Origin of the sequence: Flavobacterium sp. PS2 (assembly GCF_046250155.1) — a bacterium.
Lineage (GTDB): Bacteria > Bacteroidota > Bacteroidia > Flavobacteriales > Flavobacteriaceae > Flavobacterium.
The window spans coordinates 575,746-588,300 of record NZ_CP176426.1; the positions used below are offsets into that span (position 1 = coordinate 575,746).

The window sequence follows — 12,555 nt, forward strand, 5'->3', positions numbered from 1 at the left end:
ATTTTTTTCGTCCCTTAGCTGACATGAGTTTCTAATGGGTATGGTTTTTGTTTTTCATACACTAATTCACTAAATTTACAATACTAATTATATATTATGGATGATAATTTTTCACCAAGAGTAAAAGATGTTATTACCTACAGTAAAGAAGAAGCCTTAAGATTGGGTCACGACTTTATTGGTACTGAACATTTGATGCTAGGCATTTTAAGGGATGGAAACGGAAAAGCCATTCATATATTAAATAACCTAGCAGTCGATTTAGAGCATTTACGTAGGAAGGTCGAAATACTGAGCCCTGCCAATCTTAGTGCCGAAGTCAATGTAGAGAAAAAAAACCTGCACCTCACACGTCAAGCTGAGAGAGCGCTAAAGACTACATTTCTAGAAGCCAAAGTATTCCAGAGTTCATCTATTAGTACGGCACACTTGCTTTTATGCATCTTACGAAACGAAAACGATCCAACAACCAAGCTATTGAATAAGCTAAAAATAGATTATGATATAGCTAAAGAACAATACTTAAATATGACTCCAAGCGAAGAAGAATTTTTAGAAAACTTGCCAAGAAACGAATCATATAATGATGATTCAGGACAAGATGACAGTCTTAAAGAAGGAAGTTTTAATAATCCAGCCAATAAGTCCAACAAAAAATCAAAAACACCTGTTCTAGATAATTTTGGGAGAGATTTAACAGAAATGGCAGAAGAAGGAAAACTAGATCCTGTTGTAGGGCGTGAGAAAGAAATTGAACGCGTTTCGCAAATTTTAAGCCGTAGAAAAAAGAACAACCCTTTATTAATCGGTGAACCTGGAGTAGGAAAATCTGCTATTGCCGAAGGACTAGCCTTGCGTATTGTTCAGAAAAAAGTATCCCGTATCTTATTTCACAAACGTGTAGTTACCCTAGACTTAGCAAGCCTTGTAGCAGGAACCAAATATCGTGGTCAGTTTGAAGAACGAATGAAAGCTGTAATGAACGAGTTAGAGAAAAATGATGATATCATCCTTTTTATCGACGAAATTCATACTATCGTTGGTGCTGGAGGTGCAACTGGATCTCTAGACGCTTCGAATATGTTTAAACCTGCCTTGTCAAGAGGAGAAATCCAATGTATTGGAGCAACTACTCTTGATGAATACAGACAATATATAGAAAAAGACGGTGCTTTAGAAAGACGTTTCCAGAAAGTAATTGTAGAACCAACTTCTGTTGCAGAAACAATTGAGATTTTAAATAATATTAAAGACAAATACGAAGATCACCACAACGTAACATATACTCCAGAAGCAATAGAAGCTTGTGTGAAATTAACAAACCGATACATGTCGGAACGTTTCTTACCAGACAAAGCAATTGATGCTCTTGACGAGGCTGGATCTCGTGTACATATTACTAATATTGATGTTCCAAAACAAATTCTGGATTTAGAACGCCAACTAGAAGAAGTACGTGAACTGAAAAACGTAGTTGTTAAAAAACAAAAATACGAGGAAGCTGCTAAACTTCGCGATGACGAAAAACGCATCGAAAAAGAACTAGCTATAGCTCAGGAACAATGGGAAGAAGACTCTAAAAATAATAGAATTCTTGTAACCGAAGATAATGTTGCCGATGTAGTATCTATGATGACAGGAATTCCTGTAAACAGAATTGCACAAACAGAAAGCAACAAATTAGCTAAACTTCCTGAATTAATTCAAGACAAAGTAATTGGTCAAAACGAAGCTGTTTTAAAAATTGCTCGTTCTATACAACGTAACAGAGCCGGTCTTAAAGACCCAAACAGACCTATTGGATCATTCATTTTCTTAGGACAAACTGGTGTTGGTAAAACACAACTAGCAAAGGTTCTGGCAAAAGAATTATTCGATTCTGAAGATGCTTTAGTACGTATCGATATGAGCGAATACATGGAGAAATTTGCTATTTCTCGTTTAGTTGGAGCGCCTCCGGGATATGTTGGCTACGAAGAAGGCGGACAATTAACCGAAAAAGTTCGTAGAAAACCGTATTGTGTGGTACTTTTAGATGAGATTGAAAAAGCACATCCAGATGTATTTAACATGATGCTTCAAGTTCTAGACGATGGATATTTAACAGATAGTTTAGGTCGAAAAATTGACTTTAAAAACACTATAATTATCATGACTTCTAATGTTGGAGCAAGACAATTAAAAGATTTTGGTCAAGGAGTAGGATTTGGAACTGCTGCAAAAATTGCTCAAGCCGATGATAATTCTAAAAGCATTATCGAAAATGCATTGAAGAAAACATTTGCACCAGAATTCTTGAACAGAATTGATGATGTTATTGTATTCAATAGCTTAGAGAAAAGCGATATTGATTTGATTATCGAAATTGAACTTAAAAAACTATACTTACGTGTAGAAGAGTTAGGTTACAAATTAAATCTTACTGATAAAGCCAAAGCTTTCATCGCAGATAAAGGTTTCGATAAGCAATTTGGAGCAAGACCATTAAAAAGAGCGATTCAGAAATACGTTGAAGATATATTGGCAGAAGAAATAATTACTTCTAAAATTACTTCAGGCGATGAAATCTTAATTGATTTAAATGAAGAATCACAAGAACTTACTGTTGATGTTCATAAAGCAGAAGAACCAACAAATCAATAATATAATTTATTTTTTATAACAAATCATAAGCCCGTTACGTTTTTTATAACATAATGGGCTTATTCTTTATATGAAATCGGTCAATTATTAAAAACAAATATTTACTTTTGATTAAGTAAAACAAATCAAATTATGCTTCAAAATAAAGTCATCTTAGGTAGCGAAGAATGGTGCTCATTTCCTGAATTGGGAATCCCTACAATTAAAGCACGTGTAGATTCGGGTGCAAAAACCTCGGCGATGCATGCCATTAACATAGCTCCTTTTATAAAAAATGATGCAAATTGGGTTAAATTTGATATTAATCCGATACAAAACAATACAAAAACCATAATACATTGCGAAGCTCCCCTAGTAGACAAAAGGGTTGTAAAAAGCTCTAGCGGTTTTAGAGAGCAACGCTATGTTATACAAACCAGCCTAAAAATTGGTGATACCAAATGGCCTATAGAAATGACTTTGACCAATCGAGATTCGATGGGTTTCAGAATGCTTTTAGGTCGAGAAGCAATGAGTGGCAGAGTACTTGTTGATCCTGAGGAAAAATATCTTTTAGGGCAACCGTCATCTGATACACTAAAAGAATTATATCAAAATTCTGAAAAAGCAAGTTCTGGTTTACGAATTGGTCTTTTAGCCAGTAATCCTGAATTATATAGCAACAAAAGAATCATGGAAGCTGGCGAAATGCGAGGTCATGATATGCAGTTTTTGAACATCAAAGAATGCTACATGAAACTCGATGCCAAAACACCCGAAATTCATTATCGTGGCGGAAAAATTCTAAATGAATTTGATGCTATTATTCCGCGTATTCGCCCAAGCATAACTTTTTATGGCTGTGCATTAACACGCCAGTTTGAAGCCATGAAGGTTTTTTGCTTAAACTCTGCTTCAGCAATAACCCAATCACGCGATAAACTATATTCTTTACAATTATTATTGCATAGCGGAATTGATATTCCGACAACTGGTTTTGCAAATTCTCCTTTAGATACCGACGATTTGATAAAAATGGTTGGAGGCTCTCCTTTAATCGTAAAACTATTAGAAGGAACTCAAGGTAAAGGTGTTGTATTAGCTGAAACAAAAAAAGCTGCAGAAAGTGTTATAAATGCCTTTAAAAGCCTAAATGCTAATATTCTGGTACAAGAGTTCATTAAAGAAGCAAACGGTAAAGATATACGCTGTTTTGTAATCGACGGAAAAGTTGTTGCTGCAATTCAGCGTGAAGCTATGCCTGGTGAATTTAGAGCAAATATTCACTTAGGCGGAACCGCATCGATATTAAAAATAACTAGCGAAGAAAAAAGAATCGCTATAAAAGCTGCCAAAGCAATGGATTTAAAAGTTGCTGGTGTAGATATTATACGTTCATCAAAAGGACCTTTATTACTAGAAGTAAACTCTTCTCCTGGTTTAGAAGGAATTGAAGGAGCTACTAATAAAGATGTTGCCAGTGAAATGATAAAAGCTATCGAAAAGAATTTTAAACTTAGATAAATTTTTAGTAAACAGTTGCAGTTTACAGTCTCAGTTACTGCAACTGAATACTGTTACTAAACACTGTTACTAAAAAACCGAATACTAAAAAAATGAATCCATATCTCGATATTGTCATCCGCAGTGCTTCGGTTTACTTTTTTATGGTAATCGCATTACGTGTTTTTGGAAAAAAGGAATTATCTCAGCTCAATACTGCCGATGTAATCCTGATATTATTAATTAGTAATGCTGTCCAGAACGCAATGGTTGGTAGCGACACAAGCCTTTTAGGAGGAATTGCCGCAGCAGCCGTATTATTTATCATTAATTATATTCTAAAAAAACTTACCTACAAATACAAAGGACTACATAATCTTTTGCTAGAAAAACCTGAAGTTCTTATTCATAATGGACATATCGATTTTAAATCGCTAAGTAAATTAAATATATCTTCGGATGAAATTGAAGAAGCTATGCGGGAACATGGTGTAGAACACTATAAAGAGGTAAAATTAGCCATGCTAGAAATAGATGGTACAATAAGCATTATCTCAAAAAGTACAAATCATTTAAAGCAGACAATATACAAGCGAAAACACAATCACAAAAACTTTCAGAAGTAGTTAAAAGTAAGTCGAAAGTTTAAAAGTCATAAAGTCAAAAGGATCAACATCAGTCAAAACAACTAAAACCAAGTAGCTCAAACACAAAAATATTATGCCGGCAATTTTAATAGAAGTTAGAAAAGACTATAACGAAGAAGAAGGTACTAGAATTATCGATGCAGTTCATTCTGCAATGGTAACAGCTTTCCAGATCCCACCTGAAGATAAAACCGTCAGACTTTTAGTTCATCCGCCACATAGATTTGCAGTTTCACCAACTAAAACTCAACCTGAATTATACACTTTAATAAGTGTTGATGCCTTTTCGGGACGTTCTATTGATGCGAAAAGAAACCTATTCAGTGAAATGACTAAAAACTTATCTGAATTAGGCATCCCAAAAGACCATGTTTTAATTGTTGTTAGAGATAGTCAGAAAGAAAGTTGGGGTGTTCAGGGAGGACAATCGGCATATGATGTTGATTTAGGATTTAAAGTTGAAGTTTAAAATAGAAATAATCATTTAAACACCTACAAGGTCAAAAAAAGACTTTGCAGGGAAACATGAATCATAAAAAAGAGGATAATTTCATTGAAAATTATCCTCTTTTTTATAGAATTAAAATTACTTTAAGTGTCTAGAACCAAATCTTTAATTGTAATATTGGATAGCCCGAACGGCTTAAGTCTGTGGTTTAGATTTACCAAAATATAATCTTGCTCTACAGGAAATCTTTCTGCGATACTTTTATAATGCTTTAAAAGTTTCTTGTCTTCTACAACATTTAAAGCTTGCAAAGCCGTATGAACAACCCTGTTTGATTCATCATTTAACCCAACAATAAAAGCATCAATATAATTTTCTTTATTGCTTAATTGTCCAAGCATATAATATGTAGTAACTTTTATACTCTCATTATCACTTTCAGTAAAAGGAACTATAAGATAGCTATAATCGATATTCATTTCTTTTAATAAATACGCACAAAAACTAAAAGTTTCGTCGTCTTTTATCATTTCCATATTCGCCTCAATTACTCCTAGCCAATCTGAACTTTTATCTTTTGCATACCAAAATACAAATTGAAAAACATGCAATAAGCTCACATCAGTAAAATCAACTAAATAAGGATACGCACGTTCATAATCAAATTTTGCGAGTATCTGAAGTAGCTCTTTTTGATTTTCGCCCTTGCTTATTTTATATTCTTCTTCGATTATATCTAATGTCTCAGCATCTAGCTTTTGCTTGATTAAAATTCCTGTCAAACAATCGCTCTTCACCTCATCATCATTAGTCAAAAAGTACATTTTTAGAATATCTTGTAAAGAACCTCCTATTCTATACCCAAACCATCCTGCATTATCCTGCATTAAATCACCCGAAATTACTTCGTCAAGCCATCTTTCATACCAATCCAGGAAATTTAATTCGAAAGTAAACTGAGGATTATATCTTTCACTATTAATATTTACAACTCTTCCTTTAAATTCTCCATTTAAAACAATTGCATGATAACAAGAACAACCTTGCTCACCAATAGGCAATATTCCGCCATATATCTTGCCTAGTTCCTTTTCATAATCGTCATCTGAAATGGCATCTTCTTCTATTTTTTCGATTAAATCGTCCCAATACTCATCTGACATTTTAGGATACAGAATACAATCTCCTTTTAAATACTCCTTAGTGTTTTCATAGATTAAGTCATTTACATTCTTTCCTAGTGGGTATATTCCGTAAAAAGGGCCTGCAGCCGAAGACGAGAATGATTCTCCCCCATTACCAATATTCATTAAAAATGCTTTATAACAATTAGGAAGCTCTACATTGTATTCGGTTTCAAATTTTAATATATCTTCTTTACTTACAACTTCTCCCAAAGCATATTTATGGCTCGAAGCGCCAAATACTTTTAAGTCTTTATCTATCTGTTTAGCTTCAACTAACTTACTTTTAATCCTTTCTATTTGTTCAGCTATGAACTTACTATTCGATTCTTCCATTTTAATCTTTATTCCTTCGTTCAATTTTTAGAATAGAATAAATGTACTCTATTTTAGTTTTTGCACAAATTATTTCAACAAACAAAAAAGCTACAAGATTTTTTACTCCTGTAGCTTTCATTTAATAAATTTAAATTTAATTATTCATAAACCGCATCGCGATTGTAAACCAGTATTTTCGAAACATTATCAGCAATTTCCTTACCCAATATTTCTTCAATTACATATAATGTTCCGTCTAAACCCGAAGTGATTCCTGCAGTGGTGAGTACTTCATCATCTAAGACATATCGTACATTTTCAACAATCTCAATACTTTCATGCATCTTTAAATACTGCATTGCTCCAAAATGAGTAGTTGCTTTTTTATTATCCAATATTCCAGTTGCAGCAAGAATCACGGAGCCTGTACAAACTGAGAATATCAATGCAGCCGCCTTATGTTGACTTTTAATCCATTCGGCAATCTCAATATTACTATCCCCAATCTGCTTTGCTAAAGATGGTTCTGCTCCGGGAATCACTATAATGTCTGCCTGTGGAGCATTAGAAAAATTATAAGTAGCTTTGATTTGAAGGATATTACCTTCAGAATACACCAAATTTTCATTTGGGGAAACACTATAGAGCTCAAATCTGTTACCAAAAAAATTAGCTTTGGCAAATACATCTATAGGACCATTCAGATCAAGTGCTTCAACTTGATCAAATACTAGAAACGCAACTTTTATTGTTTTTTTTTCGTTGAATTGTGGAAATTTTTTTGATTCCATTTTAAATGATTTTAATTTTAATTATTATTCTACATTTTTAACGCTACGGTTTTATAATAGCAGATTAAAGTCTGATTTCTGAAACTGTATACGATAAACAGCGGGAGAAATCTGATAATGTTTCATAAATACTCCTCTCATAGTATCTATTGATACAAATCCTACTAGATGCGCTATATTTTTTAGTTCATGATCTGTTTCTTCTAAATATTTTTTCGCCGTTTCTAATCGTACTTTTTCTACGTATTTAGCAGGAGTAATTCCCGTTTCGGCAGTAAAGACTCTATTAAAATTACGCAGACTCATAGCTGCTTTTTCAGCCAAATTTTGAACAGTTATCGGCTTATTTAAATTTTCTAATATCCAGAAATGAAGTTTTTTAATAATCATACTATCTACCACAGGCTGTAAGAGAAAGTTACTATACTGACTCTGATTACCATGTCTTTGTAAATACATAACTAATATTTTTGCTATAGAAAGACTTATTTCCTTTCCACAATCTTCTTCAATTAAAGCCAAACACAAATCAATACCAGTTGATGCACCCGCAGCTGTATATATTGAATTTTGTTGTATATAAATAGGTTTCGATTCTACCTGAATTAAGGGATACTTCTTTTTTAGTAAGTCGCAATACATCCAGTGTGTAGTTGCATGTTTACCATTCAGCAATCCTGATCCTGCTAATAAAAATGCTCCCACACAAACGGAACAAACACGACGGATTTTGTATGCATTTTTCTGTAACCATTCCTGAAAAATCAGATAATCCTGTGGTGGAGTTTTAAAGGAAAATCCACTAATAATAAGGGTATCAATTGGCTCAACAATGTCAACAACTTTCTTATCACAACTAAAGTTTAAACCATTAAAATTACCTAAATATAATTCGTCCGTAGGTGATGCAATTACAACATCATAATTAAAAGATTTAATTTGCCTATCCTGTTCTTCAATCAGATGTTTTGCAAGGCGAAATGCATCCATAGGACCTGCAAGATCCAGAATAAGCATATCGGGTATTGCAACAATAACTATCAGTTTTTTTTCCATAATTCAAAGGTATAAACTTCAGATTTGGCGTAAATGCCATTTTTACCTTAATTTATGCCATCCTTGCAATTAACACGAATGAAAACTTCTAAAAAAAAACTAGTTTTTAAAAAACAAGACAATAACCATTAAATTGTCTTTTACATTATTAAAGCTTCAGAAAGATTAATCTTTTTAAATCAACATATTAAATAATAGAAAATAAAATTTAGGCAGTAAAATACATTCAACAAACAAAAAAGCTAGTCTCAATAAAGAAACTAGCTTTTTTTTATAGGTTTAAAATGCGATTTTGAATCTCACATTTCACAAATACTTTTTTTCTATTATATAAAAATACTAAGTATATAATACACTATCGCAGCTAAAAGTGCCGAAACAGGAATCGTTAATACCCAAGCCCATAATAAACTTACTGTTACACCCCAACGAACGGCAGATACACGTTTTGTTAATCCAACCCCGATGATTGATCCTGTAATAGTATGTGTTGTACTTACTGGTACTTTAAAATGCTCTGTAAAGTATAATGTTAATGCTCCTGCAGTTTCTGCAGCTACACCTTCAAATGAAGTTACTTTAGTGATTTTAGAACCCATTGTTTTTACAATTTTCCAACCACCACTTAATGTTCCTGCTGCAATTGCAGAGTAACAAGCTAAAGGAATCCAAGATGGCATCTTGAATGCTCCATCATCTGACGGAAGTACCACATCTAACCAAGCATCCATATGTACACCTGGATTTGTATGAATATAAACCGCAACTGCTGCTGCAATAATACCCATTACTTTTTGAGAATCGTTACCACCGTGACCTAAACTAAAAGCAGCCGAAGATAGTAATTGCATTTTTTTCAGTGCTCCATCTGCCTGATGAAGATTTAAACTACTAAATATCAAAGCAAATGCTGAAATTGAATAGATAATAAATCCTACCAAAAACCATTTTATATTATGTGCCTCTAATACAACGCTCCAAAATTCTGAAGACGCAAAACGAGGTTTTCCTCCATCCTTTATGATTGTTTCATAAGGAATCATTTGGTAATAGATAAAAACAGCTGTAAAAATCATTAAAGCAATCGTGAATAACTTTGGTAAAATACTTTTTTTAGAAGAGTTCAATAACCAAATAGAAATTAAATAAGAAGCCAATGCTCCTAACAACGGTGCTAAAACGATAAAAGCAACTATGACGAGAACTCCCGAGGGCATCCCTCCGTCTTTTCCTGCTTTGTACCAGCTTACAATTTGATACCAATATTGTGTAGTACCATCTTCTCCTACATAACCAGAGAAACCATGTACAGCGATTGCATGAGCAATTGCAGCACCAGCAAAACCTCCAATTAAGGTATGAGATGAACTTGAAGGAATTCCTAACCACCAAGTTAATAAGTTCCAACAAATAGCAGCGATAACCCCTGCCAAAATCACAACTAGATTGATTTCCATGGTGTTTGCCGTTTTAGCAACAGTATCTGCTACACCAAAACCGAAAACCCAATAAGCCAAAAAGTTAAAAAATGCTGCCCAAAGAACGGCTTGAAAAGGCGTTAATACCTTTGTAGCAACAACTGTAGCTATAGCATTTGCCGCATCATGAAAACCATTGATGTAATCAAAGATTAAAGCTAATACTATAATAATTATAAGTAGCGTCATAAAATTATAACTTCAGAATTGAAATAAATTGAATTTAAGAATGTTTTACAGAAATAGATTCTAGTATGTTTGCAACACTCTTACATTTATCTGTTGCAGATTCTAAAACAGATAACACTTCTTTATATTTAATAATATTTTTAGCGTCTGTTTCGTTTTCAAAAATTTCAAAAACTGCTTTGTTATAAACATTATCCGACTTGTTTTCCAGTTTATTAATTCTGGCACACGCATCTTTAATGACTTTGAAATTCTTTAAATTTCTCAATTCTTTTACTGCACTATCAATATTCTGACATGCTTCAAGATTGATTTCAGTCATTTTTCTGATAGATTTTGTAATCTTATCAACCTGATACAACTTCATTCTGCTTGCAGCACCATGTAAATAATCGGCTACGTTATCAATAGAAGTAATCAAAGTATGAATATCTTCTCTATCAAATGGAGTAATGAAGTTTCTGCTTAATTCTAGATTTGTCTGACGAGTAATATCCTCGCCTTTTTGTTCCAATTCATCAATCTTTTGAAAAAGTACTTCTCTTTCTTTCAAAGGAAGATTTACTGCTTCGTGTAAGTTAGAAGCTAACTCAATTAAATTGCTTGATGCTTCTTCAAAAAGTGGAAAGAATTTCTTGTCTTTCGGCACTAAAAATTGGAAAATACTGTTTATTGACATTTTTATATTTTTAATACTGCAAAATTACTTCATTATTCTTTCGCTATGTTAAGCCATTGTTAACAAATCATTTTCAATTTGGAAACTATTCAAAAATGAAATTGTCTTTTCGATATCATAATGTAGGATTCTATCCTCAGTAACCAACGGTACAACTTCGCGATAGCTGCTTAAAAACATCTCGATAAAGTCGCTTGATTTCAACGGATTTCTATAAGCAATTGCTTGCGAAGCATTTAATAATTCAATAGCAAGAATACGCTCCAAATTGTCCATAACACGCAATGCTTTTGTAGCACCATTTGCACCCATGCTCACGTGATCCTCTTGTCCGTTGCTAGAAACTATACTATCTACACTAGATGGTGTTGCTAATTGCTTGTTCTGACTAGCAATACTTGCTGCTGTATATTGCGGAATCATTAATCCTGAATTTAATCCTGGATTATCTACCAAAAATGCAGGAAGATTACGTAATCCCGAAATTAATTGATACGTTCTTCTTTCAGAAATACTTCCTAATTCTGCCAAGGCAATTGCCATAAAATCTAAAGCCAAAGCCAAAGGTTGCCCGTGGAAATTTCCTCCAGAAATAATCTCATCGCTTTCTACAAATATGTTAGGATTGTCAGTAACCGAATTTATCTCTGTTTTAAAAACCTTTCTCACATAATCAATCGCATCTTTTGAAGCTCCATGAACTTGCGGAATACAACGGAACGAATATGGATCCTGAACATGCGTTTTTACCTGAGATATGATTTCGCTTCCTTCTAAAAATTCCTTGACACGTTGTGCGGTAACAATTTGTCCTTTATGAGGGCGGATAAAATGAATCAATTCATGAAACGGTTCGATTCTTCCGTCGAAACCTTCCAAAGAAATTGTTCCAATTAAATCGGCTAGATAAGAGAACTTATAAGCTTTCATTAAAATATGAGCTCCGTAAGCACTCATAAACTGTGTACCGTTTAATAATGCTAATCCTTCTTTAGATTTTAATACTATTGGCTCCCAGTTAAAGTGTTTTAAAACTTCACTTGAGTGTACCTTCTTCCCTTCAAAATATACTTCACCTTCACCTAACAACGGCAATGATAAATGTGCTAATGGAGCTAAATCTCCAGATGCTCCAAGTGATCCTTGCGTATAAACAACTGGTAAAATATCATTGTTGTAGAAAGAAACTAAGCGTTCTAATGTTTGTAATTGTATAGCCGAATGTCCGTAGCTTAATGATTGTATCTTAAGCAATAACATTAATTTTACAATTTCTTGTGGCACCTCCTCGCCTGTTCCACAAGCATGAGATTTTACAAGGTTTTCTTGAAGTTTAGATAAATTTTCATTAGATATCTTCACATTACAAAGTGATCCAAATCCTGTATTGATACCATAAATAGGCTCAGAATGTGAAGCCATTTTTTTATCTAAATAATCTCTGCATTTTTGAACATTGATTTTAGCTTCATCAGATAGTTCTAATGTTTTTTGCTCTACGATTATCTCTTGTAATTGCTCTAAATTCAGTAGCTCCGTACTGATATAATGAATGTTGCTCATTTTATATTGTATTTGAATGTCAAAATTCAGCAAATCAATATTAAAAAGCAATGTTTATTGAGGATTATTTAATACTT

Annotated in this window: 10 protein-coding genes; 4 read left to right on the forward strand and 6 right to left on the reverse strand. The window is 33.3% G+C overall.

The window, feature by feature from the left end; all coding sequences use genetic code 11:
- The first annotated feature begins 96 nt into the window (after positions 1-96).
- From ACJ6WR_RS02425 to ACJ6WR_RS02440, 4 genes are all read left to right on the forward strand, one after another.
- Complete coding sequence (locus ACJ6WR_RS02425; protein ID WP_039114606.1) at positions 97-2,643, forward strand: ATP-dependent Clp protease ATP-binding subunit; 2,547 nt, start codon at positions 97-99, stop codon at positions 2,641-2,643.
- Positions 2,644-2,775: 132 nt separating this feature from the next.
- Positions 2,776-4,146: a 30S ribosomal protein S6--L-glutamate ligase gene (gene rimK, locus ACJ6WR_RS02430; protein WP_039114607.1), complete on the forward strand. Its 1,371-nt coding sequence runs from the start codon at positions 2,776-2,778 to the stop codon at positions 4,144-4,146.
- Between the two features lie 92 nt (positions 4,147-4,238).
- Positions 4,239-4,751, forward strand: coding sequence for a DUF421 domain-containing protein (locus ACJ6WR_RS02435; RefSeq protein WP_039114609.1), 513 nt, complete (start codon positions 4,239-4,241; stop codon positions 4,749-4,751).
- Positions 4,752-4,845: 94 nt separating this feature from the next.
- Positions 4,846-5,241 carry a tautomerase family protein gene (locus ACJ6WR_RS02440; RefSeq protein WP_409416956.1) on the forward strand — a complete coding sequence of 132 codons (396 nt, stop codon included), beginning with the start codon at positions 4,846-4,848 and terminating at the stop codon, positions 5,239-5,241.
- A gap of 122 nt (positions 5,242-5,363) precedes the next feature.
- On the opposite strand, the gene ACJ6WR_RS02445 is transcribed toward ACJ6WR_RS02440, so the two are convergent.
- From ACJ6WR_RS02445 to hutH, 6 genes are all read right to left on the reverse strand, one after another.
- Positions 5,364-6,764: an SMI1/KNR4 family protein gene (locus ACJ6WR_RS02445; protein ID WP_409416957.1), complete on the reverse strand. Its 1,401-nt coding sequence runs from the start codon at positions 6,762-6,764 to the stop codon at positions 5,364-5,366.
- A gap of 116 nt (positions 6,765-6,880) precedes the next feature.
- The gene (locus ACJ6WR_RS02450) at positions 6,881-7,513 is read right to left on the reverse strand and encodes a DJ-1/PfpI family protein (RefSeq protein ID WP_409416958.1); all 633 of its coding nucleotides are present in this window, start codon (positions 7,511-7,513) and stop codon (positions 6,881-6,883) included.
- A 51-nt stretch (positions 7,514-7,564) separates the two neighbouring features.
- On the reverse strand, positions 7,565-8,569 hold the full coding sequence (locus ACJ6WR_RS02455; protein ID WP_409416959.1) for a GlxA family transcriptional regulator: 1,005 nt from the start codon (positions 8,567-8,569) through the stop codon (positions 7,565-7,567).
- A gap of 326 nt (positions 8,570-8,895) precedes the next feature.
- On the reverse strand, positions 8,896-10,236 hold the full coding sequence (locus tag ACJ6WR_RS02460; RefSeq protein WP_039114616.1) for an inorganic phosphate transporter: 1,341 nt from the start codon (positions 10,234-10,236) through the stop codon (positions 8,896-8,898).
- 34 nt (positions 10,237-10,270) lie between these two features.
- Entirely contained in the window at positions 10,271-10,915 is a 645-nt protein-coding gene (locus ACJ6WR_RS02465) for a DUF47 domain-containing protein (protein ID WP_035627329.1), read from the reverse strand.
- A 48-nt stretch (positions 10,916-10,963) separates the two neighbouring features.
- Positions 10,964-12,478, reverse strand: a complete 1,515-nt coding sequence (hutH, locus tag ACJ6WR_RS02470) for a histidine ammonia-lyase (RefSeq protein ID WP_086894542.1) — start codon at positions 12,476-12,478, stop codon at positions 10,964-10,966.
- Positions 12,479-12,555 lie beyond the last annotated feature (77 nt).

Coding starts and splice junctions, on each gene's coding strand:
- rimK (WP_039114607.1), top strand. CDS start 2,776: ATGCTTCAAAATAAAGTCATCTTAGGTAGCGAAGAATGGTGCTCATTT.
- ACJ6WR_RS02450 (WP_409416958.1), bottom strand. CDS start 7,513: ATGGAATCAAAAAAATTTCCACAATTCAACGAAAAAAAAACAATAAAA.
- ACJ6WR_RS02455 (WP_409416959.1), bottom strand. CDS start 8,569: ATGGAAAAAAAACTGATAGTTATTGTTGCAATACCCGATATGCTTATT.
- ACJ6WR_RS02440 (WP_409416956.1), top strand. CDS start 4,846: ATGCCGGCAATTTTAATAGAAGTTAGAAAAGACTATAACGAAGAAGAA.
- hutH (WP_086894542.1), bottom strand. CDS start 12,478: ATGAGCAACATTCATTATATCAGTACGGAGCTACTGAATTTAGAGCAA.
- ACJ6WR_RS02425 (WP_039114606.1), top strand. CDS start 97: ATGGATGATAATTTTTCACCAAGAGTAAAAGATGTTATTACCTACAGT.
- ACJ6WR_RS02465 (WP_035627329.1), bottom strand. CDS start 10,915: ATGTCAATAAACAGTATTTTCCAATTTTTAGTGCCGAAAGACAAGAAA.
- ACJ6WR_RS02435 (WP_039114609.1), top strand. CDS start 4,239: ATGAATCCATATCTCGATATTGTCATCCGCAGTGCTTCGGTTTACTTT.
- ACJ6WR_RS02460 (WP_039114616.1), bottom strand. CDS start 10,236: ATGACGCTACTTATAATTATTATAGTATTAGCTTTAATCTTTGATTAC.